Origin of the sequence: Arthrobacter ginkgonis (genome assembly GCF_039540195.1) — a bacterium.
Classification (GTDB): Bacteria; Actinomycetota; Actinomycetes; order Actinomycetales; family Micrococcaceae; genus Zafaria; species Zafaria ginkgonis.
Map to the genome: position 1 here is coordinate 328489 of NZ_BAABEO010000019.1, position 19047 is coordinate 347535.

At 70.2% G+C, this 19047-nt stretch carries 26 protein-coding genes; 16 read left to right on the forward strand and 10 right to left on the reverse strand.

The annotated features are described in order from the left end of the window. Positions 1-1031 precede the first annotated feature (1031 nt). From ABD912_RS14565 to ABD912_RS14590, 6 genes are read left to right on the forward strand one after another with little or no spacing between them, the layout of a single operon-like run. Positions 1032-1661: a biotin transporter BioY gene (locus ABD912_RS14565; RefSeq protein WP_345151796.1), complete on the forward strand. Its 630-nt coding sequence runs from the start codon at positions 1032-1034 to the stop codon at positions 1659-1661. Next, positions 1658-2743, forward strand: a complete 1086-nt coding sequence (locus tag ABD912_RS14570) for a class I adenylate-forming enzyme family protein (RefSeq protein WP_345151797.1) — start codon at positions 1658-1660, stop codon at positions 2741-2743. The genes ABD912_RS14565 and ABD912_RS14570 overlap by 4 nt, the downstream gene beginning before the upstream one ends. Continuing rightward, positions 2733-3857 carry a thiolase family protein gene (locus ABD912_RS14575; RefSeq protein ID WP_345151799.1) on the forward strand — a complete coding sequence of 375 codons (1125 nt, stop codon included), beginning with the start codon at positions 2733-2735 and terminating at the stop codon, positions 3855-3857. Before ABD912_RS14570 ends, ABD912_RS14575 begins: the two co-directional genes overlap by 11 nt. Beyond that, entirely contained in the window at positions 3854-4546 is a 693-nt protein-coding gene (locus ABD912_RS14580; RefSeq protein WP_345151800.1) for an energy-coupling factor ABC transporter ATP-binding protein, read from the forward strand. The genes ABD912_RS14575 and ABD912_RS14580 overlap by 4 nt, the downstream gene beginning before the upstream one ends. After that, entirely contained in the window at positions 4540-5151 is a 612-nt protein-coding gene (locus ABD912_RS14585; RefSeq protein ID WP_345151801.1) for an energy-coupling factor transporter transmembrane component T family protein, read from the forward strand. Before ABD912_RS14580 ends, ABD912_RS14585 begins: the two co-directional genes overlap by 7 nt. Then, on the forward strand, positions 5148-5474 hold the full coding sequence (locus ABD912_RS14590) for a CHY zinc finger protein (RefSeq protein ID WP_345151802.1): 327 nt from the start codon (positions 5148-5150) through the stop codon (positions 5472-5474). Before ABD912_RS14585 ends, ABD912_RS14590 begins: the two co-directional genes overlap by 4 nt. Positions 5475-5505: 31 nt before the next feature. Here the strand turns inward: ABD912_RS14590 and ABD912_RS14595 are convergent, their stop codons facing one another. From ABD912_RS14595 to ABD912_RS14615, 5 genes are all read right to left on the reverse strand, one after another. After that, positions 5506-6072, reverse strand: a complete 567-nt coding sequence (locus ABD912_RS14595; protein WP_345151803.1) for a dihydrofolate reductase family protein — start codon at positions 6070-6072, stop codon at positions 5506-5508. Positions 6073-6272: 200 nt separating this feature from the next. Next, entirely contained in the window at positions 6273-6680 is a 408-nt protein-coding gene (locus ABD912_RS14600) for a hypothetical protein (protein ID WP_345151804.1), read from the reverse strand. A 38-nt stretch (positions 6681-6718) separates the two neighbouring features. After that, the gene (locus ABD912_RS14605; protein WP_345151806.1) at positions 6719-8164 is read right to left on the reverse strand and encodes an FAD-binding oxidoreductase; all 1446 of its coding nucleotides are present in this window, start codon (positions 8162-8164) and stop codon (positions 6719-6721) included. A 279-nt stretch (positions 8165-8443) separates the two neighbouring features. Then, the gene (locus ABD912_RS14610) at positions 8444-8842 is read right to left on the reverse strand and encodes a VOC family protein (RefSeq protein ID WP_345151993.1); all 399 of its coding nucleotides are present in this window, start codon (positions 8840-8842) and stop codon (positions 8444-8446) included. Between the two features lie 76 nt (positions 8843-8918). Further along, positions 8919-9287, reverse strand: a complete 369-nt coding sequence (locus ABD912_RS14615) for a cupin domain-containing protein (protein WP_345151808.1) — start codon at positions 9285-9287, stop codon at positions 8919-8921. A 418-nt stretch (positions 9288-9705) separates the two neighbouring features. On the opposite strand from ABD912_RS14615, the gene ABD912_RS14620 reads away from it, so the two are divergent. The 7 genes from ABD912_RS14620 to ABD912_RS14650 all read left to right on the forward strand — a co-directional run bounded on the left by ABD912_RS14620 (position 9706) and on the right by ABD912_RS14650 (position 13281). After that, positions 9706-10164, forward strand: coding sequence for an Asp23/Gls24 family envelope stress response protein (locus ABD912_RS14620; RefSeq protein WP_345151810.1), 459 nt, complete (start codon positions 9706-9708; stop codon positions 10162-10164). After that, the gene (locus tag ABD912_RS14625; protein WP_345151811.1) at positions 10161-10349 is read left to right on the forward strand and encodes a DUF2273 domain-containing protein; all 189 of its coding nucleotides are present in this window, start codon (positions 10161-10163) and stop codon (positions 10347-10349) included. Before ABD912_RS14620 ends, ABD912_RS14625 begins: the two co-directional genes overlap by 4 nt. Positions 10350-10450: 101 nt before the next feature. Then, positions 10451-10750 carry a hypothetical protein gene (locus ABD912_RS14630; RefSeq protein ID WP_345151813.1) on the forward strand — a complete coding sequence of 100 codons (300 nt, stop codon included), beginning with the start codon at positions 10451-10453 and terminating at the stop codon, positions 10748-10750. Continuing rightward, positions 10747-11328, forward strand: a complete 582-nt coding sequence (locus ABD912_RS14635; RefSeq protein ID WP_345151815.1) for a DUF6286 domain-containing protein — start codon at positions 10747-10749, stop codon at positions 11326-11328. Before ABD912_RS14630 ends, ABD912_RS14635 begins: the two co-directional genes overlap by 4 nt. After that, entirely contained in the window at positions 11325-11945 is a 621-nt protein-coding gene (locus ABD912_RS14640) for a hypothetical protein (protein ID WP_345151816.1), read from the forward strand. The genes ABD912_RS14635 and ABD912_RS14640 overlap by 4 nt, the downstream gene beginning before the upstream one ends. Positions 11946-12112: 167 nt before the next feature. Beyond that, positions 12113-12667 (forward strand): RNA polymerase sigma factor, encoded by a 555-nt coding sequence (locus ABD912_RS14645; RefSeq protein ID WP_345151817.1) that lies wholly within the window; start codon positions 12113-12115, stop codon positions 12665-12667. Then, positions 12664-13281, forward strand: a complete 618-nt coding sequence (locus ABD912_RS14650) for an Asp23/Gls24 family envelope stress response protein (protein ID WP_345151819.1) — start codon at positions 12664-12666, stop codon at positions 13279-13281. Before ABD912_RS14645 ends, ABD912_RS14650 begins: the two co-directional genes overlap by 4 nt. 104 nt (positions 13282-13385) lie before the next feature. Here the strand turns inward: ABD912_RS14650 and ABD912_RS14655 are convergent, their stop codons facing one another. Together ABD912_RS14655 and ABD912_RS14660 are read right to left on the reverse strand one after the other, a co-directional pair. After that, a complete protein-coding gene (locus ABD912_RS14655) occupies positions 13386-13622 on the reverse strand; it encodes a DUF6480 family protein (protein ID WP_425548081.1) in 237 nt (78 codons plus the stop codon). A gap of 57 nt (positions 13623-13679) precedes the next feature. After that, a complete protein-coding gene (locus ABD912_RS14660) occupies positions 13680-14099 on the reverse strand; it encodes a YtxH domain-containing protein (protein WP_345151822.1) in 420 nt (139 codons plus the stop codon). 594 nt (positions 14100-14693) lie between these two features. Here ABD912_RS14660 and ABD912_RS14665 point away from each other — a divergent pair. Continuing rightward, the gene (locus ABD912_RS14665) at positions 14694-15812 is read left to right on the forward strand and encodes a serine hydrolase domain-containing protein (RefSeq protein ID WP_345151824.1); all 1119 of its coding nucleotides are present in this window, start codon (positions 14694-14696) and stop codon (positions 15810-15812) included. Positions 15813-15844: 32 nt separating this feature from the next. On the opposite strand, the gene ABD912_RS14670 is transcribed toward ABD912_RS14665, so the two are convergent. Together ABD912_RS14670 and ABD912_RS14675 are read right to left on the reverse strand one after the other, a co-directional pair. Continuing rightward, positions 15845-16417: a hypothetical protein gene (locus ABD912_RS14670; protein ID WP_345151827.1), complete on the reverse strand. Its 573-nt coding sequence runs from the start codon at positions 16415-16417 to the stop codon at positions 15845-15847. Continuing rightward, positions 16414-17034, reverse strand: coding sequence for a helix-turn-helix domain-containing protein (locus ABD912_RS14675; protein WP_345151829.1), 621 nt, complete (start codon positions 17032-17034; stop codon positions 16414-16416). Before ABD912_RS14675 ends, ABD912_RS14670 begins: the two co-directional genes overlap by 4 nt. A 90-nt stretch (positions 17035-17124) precedes the next feature. On the opposite strand from ABD912_RS14675, the gene ABD912_RS14680 reads away from it, so the two are divergent. Both ABD912_RS14680 and ABD912_RS14685 read left to right on the forward strand, forming a co-directional pair. Then, on the forward strand, positions 17125-17514 hold the full coding sequence (locus ABD912_RS14680) for a DUF3054 domain-containing protein (RefSeq protein WP_345151831.1): 390 nt from the start codon (positions 17125-17127) through the stop codon (positions 17512-17514). A 58-nt stretch (positions 17515-17572) separates the two neighbouring features. Continuing rightward, positions 17573-17851, forward strand: coding sequence for an Lrp/AsnC family transcriptional regulator (locus tag ABD912_RS14685; RefSeq protein ID WP_345151834.1), 279 nt, complete (start codon positions 17573-17575; stop codon positions 17849-17851). Positions 17852-17942: 91 nt separating this feature from the next. Here the strand turns inward: ABD912_RS14685 and trpD are convergent, their stop codons facing one another. Next, positions 17943-19001 carry an anthranilate phosphoribosyltransferase gene (gene trpD / locus ABD912_RS14690; RefSeq protein WP_345151837.1) on the reverse strand — a complete coding sequence of 353 codons (1059 nt, stop codon included), beginning with the start codon at positions 18999-19001 and terminating at the stop codon, positions 17943-17945. Positions 19002-19047: the final 46 nt, after the last annotated feature.

Sequence of the window (19047 nt, forward strand, 5' to 3'; positions counted from 1 at the left end):
AAACGGGAAAATCCGCGCAAAAACGGTCCAAAACGGGGGATTGGGACATTTCTGGGATAACCGGCAATTTCGGCCCGAAACCCCTTCCGGAGCCCCCTCCGAATAACGCCGATAATCTACATTATGTCAACTAGCGTTCCGAGGATGCCCCCCAGGGCAAGCCCCAGCCCCTCTCCCGCGGCGCGGCGGGCGTTGGTGTGCGTCACGCCTTGAGCCGCGGCAATTGGGGTTTGCCCGAGGCGGATCGCGGCCCGGCGCCACTTCGGACGCATCCGGGCCACGGCACCGCCGGACTCAACCGCCCGCGGTGTGGACGCCTGGCTCGCGACGGGACCCGCGACGGGGAAGGCCATCAGGACCTTCTTCGTCCGTGCGAAGAAGGTCGGCGCGAACGGGCGCGTCGAAATCGGCCACTGCGCGGCCAAGGGCCGACCCGTCGTCCCGCAGGAGCAGCGTCTTGCGGGACGACGGGAACCGCTCAGGCAACACCTCCGGAACCGCCGCCAGGTCGCGTTCCTCCACGCCGACGCCGCAGGGACAAGGTGGTCTGGCGATTTTGACCGGCGGACTGAACCCTGACGGGTTCGACGCCGTCCGAAAAGCGAGGTTCTCCCCCGCTGGAGTTTCGTGGCCGTGGCGGCCTCGCCGGCACCACGGCCGTCAGGCGCAGAGTAGGGCACCGCAAAAGAACTCCAAGAGAGTCTGGAATATTCGCGTCAGGCGCGAATTGGCCGGTCCCTCTTCCATCCTTGCGCAGTGGCGGGGTGCGACCAGGGCGGCCTTGGGCCAGCTCGCCAAGCGAGCAATGAAACACGCGGTACGGCTGCGAGGCGCGCCTCGTGAGATTGGCCAGCCCACAGTCATCCAGAAGGTGCGGGGTTGCGCGGACGGGGACGTCGTAGTGTTACTGCCGGCTGTTGTGGCCTTCGCCATGGCGTCACTATAGTAAACACCGTCCACCTGAACGCCGTTCAATTGGACGGCGTTCAGCTGAATGCCGTTCAGGATTGAAACCTAAAAGGATAGCTCCAATGACCAATCCTCGCCCCCTCTCAAACCGTTCTGGCAGGCGGCGACTCGACGCCACCGACCTCGCGCGGGTCGCAGTCTTCGCGGCGATTGTCGCTGTACTGGGCTTGCCGGGCGCATTCACCCTCGCCGGCGGCGTCCCGATCACCGTCCAGACGCTGGGCGTGATGCTCGCGGGCGCCATTCTCGGTCCATGGCTTGGTGCCCTCTCGATGACCGTGCTGATGGCGCTGGTCGCAATTGGCCTGCCCCTTCTTGCCGGCGGCCGAGGCGGCATCGGCGTGTTCTTTGGGCCTTCGGCGGGCTACCTCCTCGGCTGGATCCTCGGCGCGCTCGTCATCGGCTTGATCGTGCATGCGGGAGGGCGCAAGCCGGTGTTGTGGCGGACGCTTGTCGGCCTGCTCACCGGTGGCATCCTGGTGGTCTACGCCGCAGGAATCCCGGTGCAGAGCCTGGTGACGCGCTTGCCGCTCGGCGAGACGGCGTTGATGAGTCTCGCCTTCGTACCTGGCGATCTGGTGAAGGCCGTAATCGCGACGTTCATCGTGATGACGTTGGCGCGAGCATATCCGCGCGCCTTCCGCCGCACGTGGGCCCCGAAGACGGCCCCCGTTCTGGAGCAGGTCCAGTGATCATCCCGGTCAACGGTGAGGAGCCCGGCCTGCCCGAACGTCTCCAGCAGATTCGTGACGCAGGAGACGTCCCTCTCGTCGTCGATGCCAGGTGGCCGGAGGCGCACCGCTCGGCCGTGGTAGCGGCTGCGACCGCGGCCGAGCTTCCCCACGGAACCGCTTGGGCGACGCTCACCTCCGGCAGCAGTGGTGCGCCACGGATCGTGCTGCGCAGCGCGGAGTCGTGGGCCGACTCGTTCGCCGCCGTCAGCGAGTTCCTGGACGCCGGGCCCGGTGACAATGTGGCGCTCCCCGCCCCGCCCGCTTCTTCGCTCACCCTTTTCTCTCTCGCTCACTCGCTCTCGGGCGGCCCGCGCCCAATGCCGCGGGTCACCCCGGATGCCGACGCCTTGCACGGCACCCCACAGTCGCTTCGGGCCGTGCTCGACGCGGGAGCACCGCCGCGGCTGCGCGCGGCGTTGATCGGCGGTTCCCACCTCGACCCGGCACTCCGCCAGCGTGCCGAAGCGGCTGGTATCCGCGTGACGGCCTACTACGGTGCGGCCGAACTGTCCTTTGTGGCCTGCGACGAGGGCGACGGCTTGCGGCCGTTCCCCGGGGTCGATCTGCAGATCCGGCATGGCGACCTGTGGGTGCGCTCGGCCTTCATCGCGTCCGGTTATGCAGGCGCCCCTGGTCCGCTGCGTCGAGACGGCGAGTGGGCCACGGTCGGCGATCGTGCGGAACTGATCGACGGCCGCCTCCGTCTGCTGGGACGAGCTGACGACGCGATCCTGAGCGCTTCGGCCACCATCGTTCCGGAGGAGGTCGAGGCGGTGCTGCGCTCGATTCCAGGCGTCCGCGACGCGATCGTGTTCGGGCTGCCGCGCGAGCCCGTCGGTGCCCTGGTCTCGGCGTTGCTGGAGTTCGACGGCGATGCGTCGGTTGATGTCCGACAGCTTGCCGCCGCCCAGTTGGCGCCGGCGCACCGACCGCGGCGCTGGTTTGCGGGCGAGATCCCGCGGACCGCCTCGGGTAAGCCCGCGCGTGCCGAAGCCGTGCGTTTGGTCCTGGCCGGGGAGATGCAGTCTCTTGCAGCCTGACCGCGATCCCGTGATCATCGCCGCCCGGCGCAGCCCGATCGGCACGCGCGGCCGTGCACTGGCCCAGCTGCGTGTCGAGGAGTTGGCGGCGCCTGTGATCCGGGCTGCCCTGGCCGATGCCGAAGCGGCGAACGGCTCGCCGATCACCGTGGCCGACGTGCTCCTCGGGAACTGCATGGGCCCCGGAGGCAACCCCGGCCGCATCGCCGCGCTGGCAGCCGGACTCGGCCACGAGGTTCCCGGCGCAACGGTGGATCGGCAGTGCGGGAGCGGGCTCGCGGCCGTGCTCGATGCCGCGGCAGCGATACGCGCCGGTGACGAGCGGATGCGTGTCGCCGGCGGCGTGGAGAGCGCATCAACGGCGCCGGTGCGTTCGGTGGACGGCATCCCCTATGACCGGGCACCGTTCGCGCCCACGGGCTTCCCCGACCCGGAGATGACCCAGGCCGCGGAGGACCTCGCCGTGCACGAGCGCATCTCGCGCTCCCGCCAGGACGCCCATGCCGCCCGCAGCCACGCTCGCGCACGGGCGGCACGAGACGCCGGCCGGTTCGACGCCGAACTGGTGCCACTGGGCGGGCTCCGGCACGACGACGCGATCGGCGGCGCGGAACGGCTGCTCCCCCGGTTGCCCGCGCTCTTCCCCGGAGGCACGCTCACCGCGGGCACGGCCACGCGGATCGGGGACGGCGCCGCCGCCCTGGTGCTTGCCCCGGCCGGCGTCGCATCCGGGCTCGCGATCCGGGCGTCCGCCGTGGTCGGCTGCGATCCGGCGCTTCCGGGCATAGGGGCCGCCGGCGCAATCCAGGCGGCCCTGCGCTCGGCGGGATCGGATCTGGCGGACATCGCGGCGCTGGAGATCGTGGAGGCGTTCGCCGCGCAGAGCCTGGCCGTGCTCGACCGGATCGGGATCGCGGACGACGACCCGCGGCTGTCCGCAGATGGCGGCGCGCTGGCGCTCGGACACCCGTGGGGTGCCAGCGGTGCAATCTCCGTGGTGCGCCTCTTCAGCCGCCTCGTGCGGACAGGGGCGCCGGCGGGAACGCGTGGCGTCGCCGCGGCCTCGATCGGCGGCGGCATGGGGATCGCCGCCGTGCTGGAGGTTGTCCGATGAGCGCGACCGGAATCCACCTCGATGCCGTCGGGGTGCGTCTCGGCGACGTGGATGTGCTGCGGGATGTCTCCCTCGACCTCGACGCGCGCACCGTGGCCGTCATCGGGGAGAACGGCTCGGGCAAATCCACGTTCGCCCGGCTGATCGGCGGCCTCATTGCAAGGACCTCGGGCGAACTGAGCATTCTGGGGATCGACCCGACCCGCCGGGCGGCCGAGCTGCGCCGCCGCATCGCCGTCGTGTTCAGCAACCCGGACGCGCAGATCATCATGCCAACGGTCGCCGAGGACGTCGCCTTCTCGCTGCGCGCCGATCGGCTCCGCCCGGCCGAACTCGAGGAACGCGTGGCCACGGCGATGGAACGCTTCGGCCTCACCGGCTTGGCCGAACGGCCGTCCCACGACCTCTCGGGCGGCCAGAAACAGCTGCTCGCGCTGTGCGGCGCGTTCGTGCGCGGTCCGGAGCTGGTGATCGCGGACGAGCCGACCGCATATCTGGACGCGCGCAACGCCAGACGGGTCGCCGATCACCTGTTCGAGGACGTCAGCCATCGCCTCGTGCTCGTCACCCACGATCTCGGACTGGCCGCGCGTTGCGAGCAAGCCGTGCTTTTCGCCGGCGGACGCATGGTGTCAGTCGGCGAACCGGACGCGATCATCGCCAACTACGAGGCGAGGTTGCGATGCTGACGCTCTACCGGCCAGGCAACGGCTGGCTGCATCGCATGCCCGCCGGTCCGAAGCTGCTGTTGATCCTGTCCGTCGTGCTCGCCGTGTCGCTGCTGCCATCGCACTGGTGGTCAGCGGCCGTCGCTACCGCAGCGGGCATCCTGGGCTACGCGGTGTCCGGCCTCGGCGCTGGACTGAGCGGGATCCGGGAACTTGGCCGTCAGGTGTTCGCGGTCCGCTGGGTCATCGTGATCACCGCCGTCAGCCAGCTGATCTTTCTGGGCCCGGAGCCCGCGGTCGCCAATGTCGCCCGGGTCACTGCCGCGATCGTGCTTGCTGCACTGCTCGCGCTCACCACGCGGGTGACCGCGCTGCTGGACGCCATCGAGCGCGGGCTGCACCCCTTGGAACGGCTGGGCCTCGACTCACATCGGATCGCGCTGCTGCTCACGGTGACGATCAGCACCATCCCGGTGCTCGGCCGCCGGGCGAGCGAGGTGCGCGATGCGCAGCGGGCGCGTGGAGCGCGGAACGACCCACGCACCTTCGTCGTCCCATTTCTCATTGTGGCGCTCAAGCATGCGGACGAGCTAGGGGATGCGCTCACCGCGAGGGGCGTGCGATGAACGTCAACCGGCCGAGGGTACTCGGTCCCGTCGTCGATGGTGAGACGCGCTGCGTCCACTATCGATCCCCGCTCGACGTGATTGCGATCAAGTTCGCGTGCTGCCGCGAGTTCTATCCTTGCCACCTCTGCCACGCGGAGGCCGCCGACCACGTTGCAGCGCAGTGGCCGGTCGATTCCCGCGACGAGCCAGCCGTGCTCTGCGGCGTCTGCGGGCACCTCTTGGCGATCAGCGAGTACCTCGGCGTCGACTCATGCCCGAGTTGCGCTGCGGCGTTCAACCCGGGATGCAAGCTGCACACTGAACTGTACTTCCGGATTTGACGCGGTGATGCAGATCCCGGGGACGTGCCGCCTATTTCCTGATCCCATAGCGCAGAAGCGCCACGCCGTTTTCGAACCCGGTGGCCTCAAGCAGCACCAGGTCCCGCCGGTCCTCGAAGATGCGCGTTCCCTTGCCGCGGGTCGTCGGGCAGACCAGCATCCGGACTTCGTCGACGATGCCGTCGTCCAGGAGGTAGTGCATGAGTTTCAGGCTTCCCCACAGCCAGATGTCCTTGCCGTCCTGCTCCTTGAGCTCCCGGATGGTGGCGGCCGGGTCGCGCGTCACGGTCGCGGCGGGAAAATCGCCCCAGGGGGCGTCATCCAGCCTTGAGGAGGCGACGAACTTGGTGAGGTTGTTGAGCTTCTCGCCGTACGCGCCCTGTTCGTCGGCGTACGGCCAGTAGTCCTTGGACTGGGCGTAGGTGTTCGCGCCGAGAATCATCGTGTCGACCGAGTCGATGAACCCCATCACGCTTTCCTTGAACGCACTGGTGTCCGTCTCGGAAAAGGGCTCCGCCGTCACGAAGCTGAGCCCGCCGTCCTCCTCCGCGACGATGTTGTCGACGGTAACCCACTGCTGGACTATGAGTTTTCGCATGGCGCCCACCGTAGCCCGCCGGCGCGGCCAACGCACCACATCCCGTGGCGCCGGTCCGGGGCCGGCCCGGTGGTCGTCAAGGGCAGGACCGCTCCCCTACGCTGCGCGGCATGACGATCTACCGGATGGATCACGTCGGCGTCGTCGTCGAGGAGCTCCGCTGAACGCTACGCGGGGCCTCCTCCGGAAGGCCATCGGGTTCAGACGTAGTCGCCCGAGCCTTGGGGCGGCACTTCCCACGTGCCCCCGGCGGCCCGGCGTCCTCGCATGACCCCGAACATCAGGTCACTCATGCCCGTGGGATCACCGCCGCAGCGCACGAAATCCTCGCGTCGACTCCTGCCTGAACGGCGCAGCGCAGAGAGAGCCGCGGCTGCTCCCAGCGCGGCTCCCGCTGCGGCCGCCCATACGTAAACGACCGTCCCTTCAGGAGTGAACAAGAAGGCCACCAGGGCGAAGACAACCGCCAAAGCCAGCGCCGACAACGTGACCAGGCCGGCAACCGCCACGCCGAGCGACCGGTTGGCCGGACGCTCGATATGGACGAAATTGGCTGGGACGACAGGGGTAGGAGTGTTCCTCAGGTGGCGCCTGCGCTGCTCGCTCAATGGGTTCTCCTCAAGGGACGTCATGCTCTCCCGCGACATTACACCGTCGCCAGGAACGAGTCCGGAGCCAGGATGCCCAGCGGATCGAAGGCAGCCTTGACCGAACGCTGCAGCTGCAGCTGGCGCGTTCCGAGCTCGCGTTCCAGCCACGGCCTCTTGAGCGCTCCGACGCCGTGTTCGCCGGTGATCGTGCCACCCAGGTCCAGGGCCGCGCGGACGACGGCGTCGGCAGCGGCGTGGACGGCGGCCGGGGGCTCCGCTTCCCCGGGCCGCATGGCAGCGGAGAGCCCGATGTGAAGGTTGCCGTCCCCGGCGTGGGCCACGCAGCCGACCTCGACGCCGTACCGGGCGCCGATCCCTTCCATCGCTGCAATCATCTCCACCAGCCGCGACCGGGGAACCGCCACGTCCTCGCCGATCCGCCACGTGTCCTTCTTGCTGCCCCGGCCGGACCTGCGCAGTTCGACCATCCGGTCGGCTTCCTCGCCCACGAGCCGCTGGACGCTCACGCCGGCAGCGGCCACCACGGACTCCAGTTCGTCCATCTCCGCCGTCGCCCCGTGGCCGTCGGTTTGAAGCAGCAGCATGGCCCGCCCGCGCGCGGCCAGGTCCGTGCCCCGGTTCTCGTCGATGCTGCGCAGCGAGGACTCATCGAGCAGTTCGACGGCTGAGGGCTGGACCCGGGAGCGGGTGATCGCCTGGACGGCTGCGCCGACGTCGCCGAGGCTGTCGGCGAAGGCCACCATCGTCTCCGTGGCCACCGGCAGCGGACGCAGCCGCACCGTGACGGTAACGACCACCCCGAGCGTGCCCTCGCTGCCCACGAACAGTCCCACCAGGTCCAGTCCCGTGACCCCCTTGATGGTGCGGTGGCCGACCGTCATGAGCGTTCCGTCGGCAAGCACGACGTCGAGGGCCAGGACCGACTCGCGGGTGACCCCGTACTTGCAGCACCGCAGCCCTCCGGCGTTCATGGCGACGTTGCCGCCGATCGTCGAAAAATCGGCGCTGGCCGGGTCCGGGGCGTACCGCAGGCCATGAGCTGCCGCCGCCCGGTCGAGGTCGCCGGTGATGACACCCGCCTCGACCACCGCCAACTCGTCCTCGGGACGGATCTCGATGAGTCGGGTCAGCCGCTCCGTCGAGAGCACGATGCCCCCGGGCGGGGCGATCACGGCCCCGGACAGGCCGCTGCCCGCGCCGCGGACCACGACCGGCACGCGCAGCGCGCTGGCGATGCGCATGGCCGCCTGTACTTCCGCCGTCGTTTCCGGCAGGACGACCGCCGCCGGCGGCGCACCGGGACGCAGGCCCGCCGCGTCCGAGGCGTAGCGGGCAAGCTCCTGCAGGTCCGCTCGGACGGACCCGGACGGCAGTTCGCGCCGGAGTGCGGCCACCACGCGGGCCGCCTGCGGATCGGGCTCGGCCGGCCATTGCCGGTTTGCGCGGGTGAGCACCGGAACCGTCCCCGGTACCTGCGGCACGGCAGGCTCCCTCAATCGCTGCCCACCGGCCAGTGCCTGTCCGAGCGGCGAAGAATCGGCGGGGGGCCTGGCTGGCATGGGATCGTCCTTAAGTCCGTGGGGCGGCCGCCGGTTCCGGCGCAGCGCATTATGGCCACCCTAGGAAGGCGCGGGGACCCCCGTCCAAGATTTTCCTCGCATCACGCGATACCTCTCAGGCATGCCGTGGCGTGACCGGTACGCCTCCGGGCTGTCGCAGTCCTTGGAGGGGCACGGACGGTTCGATCCGGCGAACCGCCGCTAGGCCTGGTTCCCGGTGGGCGCGGCGTTCTGCCACAGGCCCAGGAGGTTGCCCTCGCAGTCCCGGAAGTACGCGGCGAAGCCCATCTCCGCCACCGCCTCTTTCGGTGACACCGTGGTTCCGCCGAGGGATCCGATCCGTTCCAGCGCCGCATCGATGTCGTCGACCTCCACGGTGATGATGGGGCTCTTCAGTTCGCCCTGCCGCTTGAACAGCCCGCCGTTGATGGATCCGGGCTCGCTGGGCCTGCCGGAGTCGTCGGTCGGGGCGGTCTTCACGATGTTGTAGTCGATCTCCGGCTCCGGTTCGATGTCCCAGCCGAAGGCCGAGGCGTAGAAGTCCTTCGCCCGGTCCGTATCCTCCGCGGGGATCTCGAAGTGCACCACGCGTCCGGCCATTGAGCTCACCTGCCATCCTGATGTCGAGGGCGCGGCGAATCCGCGCCACGTGTGATCAATGCGGGAACCGAACTTCTCAGTCTTGGCGCTTGGCGTAGTCGGCGTACCCCTGCCAGTCCAGGACCACGCACTGCTCGTCGCCGACGATCCACGCGTCGTGGCCCGGCGGGACCTGCATGTAGTCCCCCGCGCCGAACTCTTCCTCCTGGCCGTCGTTCATGACGACCTTGATCCGCCCGGACAGCACGTAGCCGGCATGGGCCGCCTCGCAGCTGTCCGTGTGGACGATCGGCTTGACGTGCTTGGACCACTGCCAGCCGGGTTCGAAAACGGCCCGGCCGACGCCGCCGGCCTCCAGATGGACCAGGTCCAGCCTGCCCTTGCCCTCCTCGAAGGGCCGGGTTTCCTCGGGTTCGTTCAGACTCTTGCGGATCATGCCTGCCATGAGGATCTCCTTTGAACCATCACACTTTGCAGCATCATGCGTCGGCCCCGACGCTTCGGACCATGACGCGGACAGCTCCCAGTATGGAAACGTGCCGGGAACCGGTCAATGCGTTCCGGCCTGTTCCTCCTTGGGACGGCGAATGGCTGGCAGGATGCCGCGTCCTGCGCGGCGGCAGTGATGTCCCATCGATGGGCAACGGCCTGATCCCGGGGTATTTTTCCGCGTAGCAGGCCCTCTCCCCGTCCCCAACGGATGGATGACCCACCGCTCCTGCGAAATCATCAGGATGAAATGCGACGGCGGCGCGTGCGGTATGCCCGCCTCCAGCGTCCTATGTATGTGGGCGTCACGCGGATGACCACCGCCCGGTTCACACACCGCTCAGTTCAACCGACCAGTTCAAGGAGCGACCGTCATGACCAGCCAGCCTTCTTCAGCCGCCCCCGCCGGCTCCACCCCGCTTCCCCCGAAGTCCAACGCCACGAAGACCCCCGCGGGGCAAGGCAAGGGATCGACCACCATTGCCGAATCGGTGGTCGCCAAGATCGCCGGGATCGCGGCGCGCCAGGTTCCGGGCGTGTATGCCCTCGGGGGCGGCGTGGCCCGCGCCATGGGCCAGATCCGGGACGTGGTGTCCCAGCACGACATGGCGCAGGGCGTCAGCGTCGAGGTCGGCCATACTCAGGCCGCGGTCGACGTGATCCTCGTGGTCGACTACCCGTACCCGTTGCAGGACGTTGCCGGGCAGGTCCGGGACGCGATCTACGACTCGGTCGAGACCCTTGTGGGACTTGAGGTCACCGAGGTCAACATCAGCATTGCCGACATCCGCATCCCCTCCGATGACCAGAGCGAGAGCCCGCGGGTCTCATGAACGCCGCGGTAGCGGGAATGGCCGCCGGGGCAACCTTGGCCATCTGCGCCCTAGTCTTCGGGTTCTGGGGCTTCCTGCTGGTGGCGCTCTTCATCGCCATCGGAGCCGTAATCGGCAGGATCGTCGAGGGCCAGATTGACCTTCAGGGGGTCATGGAGGCGTTGCGCGGGAAGCGCTCGGTCTGATGGGCGTCCCCCAGCCGGAACAGGCCCTTGTCCCCCGCGAGGAACCGGTTCGGCTACGTGCCGGATACACCTCGGTCAGCTCCAGGGCGCTAAACCGGACCGTGGAGGCAATCAGTGCGGACTACTTTGCGGTCCCCCGGGCTCGGGTGAGCGTCCGCGTGCGCGAGGACGCCGGGTTGCTGAGTATTACCGTCTCGGCGCCCCTTCCCATCCCGCTGCCGGCCGAGGCCGCCCGCCACCCCGACCTGGTGCGCGAAGGCGGCGGGACCGTGTACCAGAGGGCGGAGACGGCCCGAGCCGCCATTGGCGACCGCGTACGGCGCCTGACCGGCTCCCCCGTCGTTCGCCTCGACATCCGCCTGACCGGCACGCCGCGCACGGAAAAGAAGAAACTCCAATGAGCGCCCCGCCCCGGACCAGCCGCCTGGCACGCCGGGAGACCCGGTCCTCCCGCACCGTGGCATCGGTCGCCACCGCCGTCGTGCTGATCCTGATCCTCGCCTGGCTCGGCACCGAAGCCGTCCTGGCCAGCAGCGGGCAGCCTCCGCTGCTGGCCACCCCGACCCGCATGGCGGAGTGGCTGGTGCGCCTGCCCGCGGCCACCCTTCCCTGGGGACTCGTGGCCGCGGGGGCCGCACTGGCACTGCTCGGGCTGCTGCTGCTGGTGCTGGCCGTGTCCCCGGGTACCCGGCCCCGGCGCATCATGGCCAGCGACCGCGCCGCGATCGTCGTGGACGACGACGTGCTGGCCGCCGCCATCGACCGTGCCGCCCGCCAGGCCGGTGCGCTGCTTCCCGAGCAGGTCTCCAGCCGGATCCGCCGGCGCCGGGTCCAGGTGCGCATCCGGCCGATCCCGGGCGGCGGCGTCGACGAACCCGCCGTTCGGGCCGCCGTCGAACAGGTGCTCGCCTCCTCCGCCCTCCAGCCGGAACCCAAGCTGGACGTGATTGTCAGCGACCGAGGCAAGGTGGGACCATGACCGGCCCCCGCCGCGTGCTCAGCCGCATCCTGCTGGGGGTGCTGGGGCTGCTCCTGGTCGCCGTCGGGGCCGCCGTCGCGGCGGCGGGCCTGTCCCCGTCCTTCGCCGCCGCCTGGACGGGACGCGGCACCGCCGCCTGGAACGGAATCCAGGCCCGGCTTGTGGCCGCTCCGGCCGGCGCCCTGGGCATCAGCTGGTGGACGCTGGCGGCACTGGCCCTGCTGGCGGTTGCCATTGTCCTGCTGCTTGCGTGGATCTTTTCCCGCATCGGCAGGCAGGCCAAGAGCATCGGCACCCTCGAGTCGGCCGGCAACGCCGATGTGCCCTCCGGAACAACCACGGTCGACGCCGGCCTGGCCGCCCAGGCCGTGCGCGCCTCCCTGGACGGACGCCCCGGCATCTTCTCCACCGCCGTCTCGGCCTGGAAGTCGCACGGCACCGAGGGCCTGCGGATCACCATCCAGGCACGCAAGGGAGCCGTGCCGCGGGCGATCGCCGACACGGCCGAGGAAGCCGTCCGGGGCCTGGACGAGCTTCTGGGAAACCAGGTCCCCGTCCTGATCCGCATCCGCTCGGGGATGCGCAGCGCCTCGGCCGGCACCGAACGCGTCCGGTAAGCCCTTCGATCCGTCCCCTAGTGACGCCTGCCGATCCCTCCCGCGCCCGGGTCCTCCCGGGGTACGATCCGAAATACGGGGATCTTTGCCGGCGGACCGGCCTTTGCGCCGCCGGGCACCGCACCGGATGCCGGGACCAGGGAGCTTAACGGATGGACAGGCCGGAGATGACCGCGGCACAACTGGCGGCCGTGCCCGACGCCCTGCTCGCTGCACGGGCCGGGGACGGGGATGCCAGGGCCTTCGAAGCCCTGGCGCGTCGGCACGGCCCGCTCATGCGCGCCTATGCGCGTCGGCTGACCGAATCCTTCACCGACGCCGACGACGTGGTTCAGGAGTCCCTGATCCTGATCTGGTCGGGCATCGGGGAGTTGCGCGAACCCGCCGCCGTCAAGACCTGGATGATGCGCATCACCGCCCACTGCGCCGTCGACCTCCTGCGCCGGCGCAGGAACCATTTCGACATCGAGGCCTTGGCGGACGAGGCCGGCCACGGCCCGACCCCCGAAGCGGCCGCCGTCGCCGAAGCCGGCATCGCCGCCCTGGCAGCCGCCTTGGCCACGCTTCCGGAGGAACAGCGCCGGTGCTGGACCCTTAGGCAGATGGGAGGCCTGTCCTACCAGGAGATCGCGGAAATCCTGGACATCAGCACCGAAAGCGTCCGCGGCCGGCTGGCGAGGGCACGGATCGCCCTGATCAGGGAGTTGGAGGACTGGAGATGACGCCCCAGAGCGGCGCAGGCGGCTGCTGCCTGACCCCGGAGGACCTCGGCGACGCCCTCGTCGCCGGTTCCCCGTCCCCTGAGGACCATGTCCGCGGCTGCCCGGAATGCCGGGCCCGCCTGGAGGCGCTGCGCCGGCTCGAAGCCCTCAGCGCCGAACTGCTCCAGGAAGACATCCGCGCGGCCGGCGCCGGGGACCAGTCGTGGCTGGAGGACGTCCTGGCCAACCTGAGCCTCGAACCCAAGGCCGGGCGGTCAGTGCCCCGGGCCGGCATCCGTCCGGAAGGTGTCCATGGGAACGGTGTTCCTGAAGACAGTGGCTGTTTCCGGACCGAGGGCTCGATCATTTCCCTGATCCGCGCCACCGGAGACTCGGTGGACGGGACGATCATCGGGAAATGCCGCCTGCATGGGGAGCTGGCCACGGCCCAAGCCCCCGTCCGCGTGGAAGTGAGCGTCACGGCCCTGTGGGGATACCCGCTGCCCGGGCTGGCCGCCGACCTGCGGGCCACCCTCTCCGGAGCCCTGGCAGCCCACACGGACCTGAACGTCGCCGCGATCGACATCCTCGTGACGGACCTGCTCGACACCCCGCCCGGAAGGGCCGACTCCTGAAAGTGCCGGGTCATTTGGGCGGGGTCATTAAAGTGCGAGGGCATTAAAGTGCCAGGGCGGGGCGCGCCGTCCCCCGGGGACAACGCACCCCGCCCTGGCGGGTGCTACTCGTCGTGGCCCTGGTCCGCGCTCATCTGGTCCTCGGCCGGCGGGGTTTCTCCCGGCGGAACTCCACCACCGGGCTCAAGCCCGGTGATCCGCTGCTCCAGCGGGTCCGGGTTCGCCGAGTCCCCCTGGTCAGCGGAGCTGCGCTCCTCGTCCCGGCCCTTGCGGTCCTCATCCTTCCGGCCTAGGCCCACTGCCACCACACTCCTTGTCCGCCCTGGATTTCTCCGCGCTATTTTTCTCCGACCTCGATCCACCGGCCTGCAGCACCGGCGTGGTCCTTTCCCCTCGGGTCACGTGCCGGTGGCCGGGCCGCCCGGGGTCGCTCCGCCCTCGTCGGTCCAATCCCGGCCCGTCTCGTCGGCCAGGGCGGGATCCGACAGATGGTCGGTCCCGGTCCCGGTCCCGGTCCCGGTCCCGGCTCCGTAATCCGGTCCGGCTCCTCCCCCATACTGCTGCTCGGCGCTCGCCGGAGCCCGGTGGGAGGGCTGGATCTTGTCCTTGACCGCGGCGGCGGCATCCGCCACCTTCTGCCCCACGCCGGGGGCCTTGGCCTTGACCGTTTCCTCCACGTGGTGGACGGCCTCCTGGGTCTTGGGATTCCTCCATAGATCCTGGGCGCTGGCCGCGATCCGGTCGTAGGTTTCCCGGCCGGCCCGGGAGCCGAGCAGGAACCCCACGGAGGCTCCGACGATGAAAGTCAATGGCCGCATGTTTTCTCCCTCGGACTCTGAGCCGTCCAAGCGCCTTGCCGGAGGTACCGGCGAAAGGCCGCATTGGACAGCGGTGATGCTCAGCATCCTTGTGGGGATCGGGAAGCGCGTCAAGACCGCGGCCGGCGGCCGGAGATGCAGAAGTGAATCCGGCGCTCCCCTTCTGGAGGCCTGCCCCCCGGGGTTACCGTGAAGGAGGGCACCGTGGATGAGGGCGCGTCCGGGAGGGCGACGCGCGAGGCATCCAACGCCCGGTTCCGCAAGAGGTCCAGCATCCGGCCGGAGTACGCCATGTCCATCCATCCGAGCTCCTTCCATCCCCATTCCCCCGATTCGCAGTCCTTCCAGGCGGTCCGACGCCGGTCCGCCTGGCCGCGGGTCTTGTCCGCCGCGGCGGCGGCCGCGGTCCTGCTCTCCACCACGGGCTGCCTGGCCGGTCCCGCCGGCCAATCGGTGGCCGTGCCGTCCGGACCCACGCCCTCCGTGTCCACGGGCCCCACGGCGCCGGCCGGCCCAGAAGCGTCAGGCCAAGCACCGTCAGGCCCAGCACCGTCGGGGCAGTCACCGGGGCCGGACTCTTCCGCGGCCTCCCCCTTGGCGGCTTTGGACGAGCGGGCGCTGCGCGCCGTCTTCGAGGACACGGCCAAGGAGCTGCTGGTGCCGGGCGCCGTGATGCTGCTGCGCACCCCGCAGCGGGACCTCACCTTCACCTACGGGGTGACGAGCCTGGGCGGCAGCACCCCCGTGTCCCCCGACGGCCATGTCCGGATCGGCTCCATCACCAAGACCTGGACCGGGACGGTCATCCTGCAACTGGTGCAGGAGGGCAAGCTGCGGCTTGCCGACAAGGTGGCGCAGTACCGGCCCGACGTGCCCAACGGCGAGGCCATCACCATCGAACAGCTGCTGAACATGCGCAGCGGGCTCTACAACTACTCGGAGTCGTACGAGCTGAACCTGGCCCTGGACACGACCCCACAAAGGGTCTGGACGCCGGAGGAGCTGCTGGCCATCGCCTTTGCCCTGCCCCCGTATTTCGCCCCGGGCGAGGGGTTCCACTATTCGAACACGAACACCGTCCTGCTGGGCCTGATCGCCGAACAGCTCGAGGGCAAGCCGCTGGCGCGGATCATCGAGGATCGGATCCTGGAGCCGCTGGGCCTGTCCGGGTCCTCCTTCCCGCCGTCGAACACCGGGGAGCTGCCCTCGCCGCACCCGCAGGGCTACATGTACATGGACAACCTGCTCACGCTGTCCTCGGCGCGGCTGCCGGCCGACCTGCTGGCCAAGGCGCAGGCCGGCACCCTGCTGCCCAACGACGTCACCAACGCCAACCCCTCCTGGACCTGGGCGGCCGGCCAAGGCGTCTCCACCGCGGCCGACCTGGCCACCTGGGCCGAGGCCCTGGCCGGAGGCAGGCTCCTGGACGCCCAGACGCAACGGATGCGCCTGGACAGCGTTCGCCCCGTGGACCCCGCCGACCCCAACGGAGCCCAGTACGGGCTGGGCCTGGCGAAGTTCGGGAACCTCTACGGGCACACGGGCGAACTGCCCGGCTTCAACTCCTTCGCCGGCCACGACCCGGACACCAAGGTCACCCTGGTGGTGTGGACCAACCTTGCGCCCGCGGCCGACGGGCGCGATCCGGCCGCCACCATCGCCCGGAACGTGCTTGGTGCCCTGGATGCCCGGACCGGGGCGCCGGTTCCGTAGCGTGCTGCGCCGGCCCCGCTGGCTGAGTACAGCTAGCGCACCAGCATCCCGATGCCCGTGCACGCGCAGGCCCACAGGACGCTGGCGAAGGTTCCGAGGATGAACCGCTCGGCCGCCCCGTCCTTGTCCAGCTCCGAATACCGCCCCAGGCCCTTGACCGCCAGGACCACGGCGAGGCCCTCCGGCCAGCCGGCCCACAGAGTCGCGGCGATCGCGATCCGTTCGAGCAGGCCGATCCACGTCCCGCCGCGCAGCGCCGCGGCACCGGATTCGGCGGCGCCCTCGACCGTCCCCGCATCCTCGACCGTCCCGGTGCCGGCTTCCGCCTCCTCCAGGTCGGCCCGCTGCGATAGCCGCAGGACCGCCACCGTAACGGGGCCTCCTCCCAGCGCGGCCGCCGCCACGGAAAAGGCAGCCGCCACCGGTGCCGCCCCGGCGGCATCGACGGAGATGAGGGCCACCACGGCGGAGGCGCCCAACAGCGCCAACTGCGCCGCGGCGAACCCGTACAGCACCCGGTTGCCCCGTCCGCGGAAGCGGCTGAAGTACTGGGGCAGGCCGAGGATCCCCGAGAGGACCAGCAGCACCAGGGCCAGCGCGCTCATGCCGCTCCCCCGTCGGGTTCGCCGGCCGCGTCGGCGGATTCGGACAGCCGGCCCAGCGCGGCCCCGGCCTCGCGCAGCAGCGCGCGCGTCGGCTGCCACAGCCCTGCCGCCAGCCGCCCGGAGACCGCCTGCTGGGTGATGCCCAGCCGCTCGGCGGCTTCGCGCTGGGACAACCCCTGCTCGATCAGCCGCCCCGCCTCGGCCGCGGCCGGGCTGCGGCGCACCTCCAGTTCGGCGACCAGCTGGAGTTCCGCCTCCAGCCGGGACCCTTCCGGCGCCGGACCCACGACGGCCAGCGAGGCCGGGGAGTGTTTGGCCCGTTCGACGGCGGTGCGTGCGTTCTCGAACGCCGGTCCCGCGCCGGCTCGGGTCTGTGGGGGCAGCGGCAGGCGCACCGGCCCGATCCCCAGGCCGATGCTCCAGGCCCGGGTCGCCGCGACGTCCAGGGCCAGCGCGACGGCGGCGGCTCCGTCATCGAGCACGCCCTGGAGCTCATCCCCGGCGGTCCGCTCGAAGGGGCGCACCAGGGGATAGTCGGTGTTCAGGCGGTGGAGCAGCTGGTCCACCAGGTCCGCCCGGCGGCGCGAGGCCCGCTGGTCGATGGTTGCCACAATCATTCCACAAGGCTAGAGGCTTGTATGTCCCTACACAAGGCGTGGAGGTTGTGGCTTCGGGGGGCATCGGCCAGCCCACCTATTATTAAAGGTATGGACCGCCGCAACCCTTGGATTCCCCTGTTCATCCTGGACGCCCTGCTCGTGCTGCTGTTCGCGGCCCTCGGCCGCCAGTCCCACGAGCACGGACTGACCCCGCTGGGCATCCTGCAGACGGCCGCCCCGTTCCTGGCCGCGCTCACCGCAGCCACCCTGGCCACCCGCCCCCGCGCGACGATTTCGCGGATCTGGCCGGCCGGCGTCGTCGTCTGGGCGGGCACCGTGGCGCTGGGCCTGGCGCTGCGCGTGGCAACCGGCGCCACCGCCGCCGTGCCGTTCATCATCGTCACCGCGGTGACCCTCGCCGTGTTCCTGCTGGGCCGCCGCGCGGCCACCGGGCTGCTCCTGCGCCGCAAGGTGCGCGCCGGGCACGGGGTGAACTAGGCTCGACCGTAGTGCCGCCGGCACGCCGCGGCGACAGCAAAAAGTGGAGGCAAAGAGCGTGATTACCGCATTTGTGATGATTCAGACCAAGGCAGACAGCATTCCGGAGTGCGCACAGCAGATTTCGGAGATCGACGGCATCAGCGAGGTCTACTCCGTCGCCGGCGACTGGGACCTGATCGCCGTGGTCCGCGTCCGCCAGCACGAGCAGTTGGCGGAGGTCATCGCCAACCGGCTTTCCAAGGTGGAGGGCGTGCTGGAGACCTCCACCCACATCGCGTTCCGCGCCTACTCGCAGCACGACCTCGACGCCGCCTTCTCGCTCGGCCTGGAATAAGGCAGGCACCGGCGCAGCCGTTCCGGACAGCGCAAAGGGGCGCCGGCCATTGGCCGGCGCCCCTTTGCCGTGCCCCGGGGCCGGGACGCGATCAGGCCGCGGAGGAGGCGGCGACCCAGCGCTCCAGCGCGACGGTCGCGCGGCCCGAGTCGATGGCCTCCTCGGCGCGTACCTTGGCCGCGGCGAGCCGCTCAAGCAGCGGCCCCTCCGCCGTTTCGTCGTAGGCCACCAGCGCGGCGGCGGCATTCAGCACAACGGCGTCGCGCACCGGGCCGCGCTCCCCGCCCAGGACGCGCCGAACCACCGCAGCGTTCTCCGGGGCCAGCCCCCCGCGCAGGTCCTCAAGGGTGGCACGGGCGATGCCGAGGTCGCGCGCGTCGAGCGTGCTCTCGGTGATCTTGCCCTCGCGGACCTCCCACACCCGGTTGGGCGCGGTCGTGGTCAGCTCGTCAAGGCCGTCGTCGCCGCGGAAGACCAGGGCGCGGCTGCCGCGGACGGCCAGCACGCCGGCCATCAGGGGCGCCATCGCCGCATCCGCGCAGCCGATCGCCGAGGCGCTGGGGTTGGCCGGGTTGATGAGCGGGCCCAGGAAGTTGAACACGGTTGCGACGCCCAGCTCGCGGCGGGGCACCGCGGCGAAGCGCATCGAGGGGTGGAAGACCTGGGCGAAGCAGAAGGTGATGCCCGAGGCGTCCAGCACGGACTCGAGGCGCTCCGTCGGCATCTCGAGGTGGACGCCCAGGGCCTCAAGCACGTCGGCCGATCCGGACGACGAGGACGCCGCCCGGTTGCCGTGCTTGACGATCCGCGCGCCCGCACCGGCGCACACGAGGGAGGCCATGGTGGAGATGTTGACGGTGTTCTGGCGGTCGCCGCCGGTTCCGACAATGTCCAGCTTCTCCCCCGGAATATCCAGCGGCCGGGCGTTGGCGACCATCGCGTCCACGAGACCGGTGAGCTCCTCGACGGTCTCGCCCTTGGAGCGCAGGGCCACCAGGAAACCCGCGACCTGCACATCGCTGGCGTTTCCGGCCATGATCTCTCCCATGGACCAGGCGGCGTCTTCGCGGGAGATGTCTTGGCCACCAATCAAAGTGGTCAACACCGAGGGCCAGTTGGGGAACTTCTTCGGGGCTGGAATCGTTGGCACCCGACAAGGTTATCTACGTTTTGTAGAAAGTGCGGAATTGTTAATC

Bases quoted from the DNA above. Each gene is read 5' to 3' on its own strand.
- ABD912_RS14670 (WP_345151827.1), bottom strand. From the start codon at position 16,417: ATGAGCGCGCTGGCCCTGGTGCTGCTGGTCCTCTCGGGGATCCTCGGC.
- ABD912_RS14610 (WP_345151993.1), bottom strand. From the start codon at position 8,842: ATGGCCGGACGCGTGGTGCACTTCGAGATCCCCGCGGAGGATACGGAC.
- ABD912_RS14645 (WP_345151817.1), top strand. From the start codon at position 12,113: ATGACCGCGGCACAACTGGCGGCCGTGCCCGACGCCCTGCTCGCTGCA.
- ABD912_RS14590 (WP_345151802.1), top strand. From the start codon at position 5,148: ATGAACGTCAACCGGCCGAGGGTACTCGGTCCCGTCGTCGATGGTGAG.
- ABD912_RS14595 (WP_345151803.1), bottom strand. From the start codon at position 6,072: ATGCGAAAACTCATAGTCCAGCAGTGGGTTACCGTCGACAACATCGTC.
- ABD912_RS14660 (WP_345151822.1), bottom strand. From the start codon at position 14,099: ATGCGGCCATTGACTTTCATCGTCGGAGCCTCCGTGGGGTTCCTGCTC.
- ABD912_RS14650 (WP_345151819.1), top strand. From the start codon at position 12,664: ATGACGCCCCAGAGCGGCGCAGGCGGCTGCTGCCTGACCCCGGAGGAC.
- ABD912_RS14580 (WP_345151800.1), top strand. From the start codon at position 3,854: ATGAGCGCGACCGGAATCCACCTCGATGCCGTCGGGGTGCGTCTCGGC.
- ABD912_RS14565 (WP_345151796.1), top strand. From the start codon at position 1,032: ATGACCAATCCTCGCCCCCTCTCAAACCGTTCTGGCAGGCGGCGACTC.
- ABD912_RS14585 (WP_345151801.1), top strand. From the start codon at position 4,540: ATGCTGACGCTCTACCGGCCAGGCAACGGCTGGCTGCATCGCATGCCC.
- ABD912_RS14640 (WP_345151816.1), top strand. From the start codon at position 11,325: ATGACCGGCCCCCGCCGCGTGCTCAGCCGCATCCTGCTGGGGGTGCTG.
- ABD912_RS14625 (WP_345151811.1), top strand. From the start codon at position 10,161: ATGAACGCCGCGGTAGCGGGAATGGCCGCCGGGGCAACCTTGGCCATC.
- ABD912_RS14680 (WP_345151831.1), top strand. From the start codon at position 17,125: ATGGACCGCCGCAACCCTTGGATTCCCCTGTTCATCCTGGACGCCCTG.
- ABD912_RS14675 (WP_345151829.1), bottom strand. From the start codon at position 17,034: ATGATTGTGGCAACCATCGACCAGCGGGCCTCGCGCCGCCGGGCGGAC.
- ABD912_RS14615 (WP_345151808.1), bottom strand. From the start codon at position 9,287: ATGGCAGGCATGATCCGCAAGAGTCTGAACGAACCCGAGGAAACCCGG.
- ABD912_RS14635 (WP_345151815.1), top strand. From the start codon at position 10,747: ATGAGCGCCCCGCCCCGGACCAGCCGCCTGGCACGCCGGGAGACCCGG.
- ABD912_RS14620 (WP_345151810.1), top strand. From the start codon at position 9,706: ATGACCAGCCAGCCTTCTTCAGCCGCCCCCGCCGGCTCCACCCCGCTT.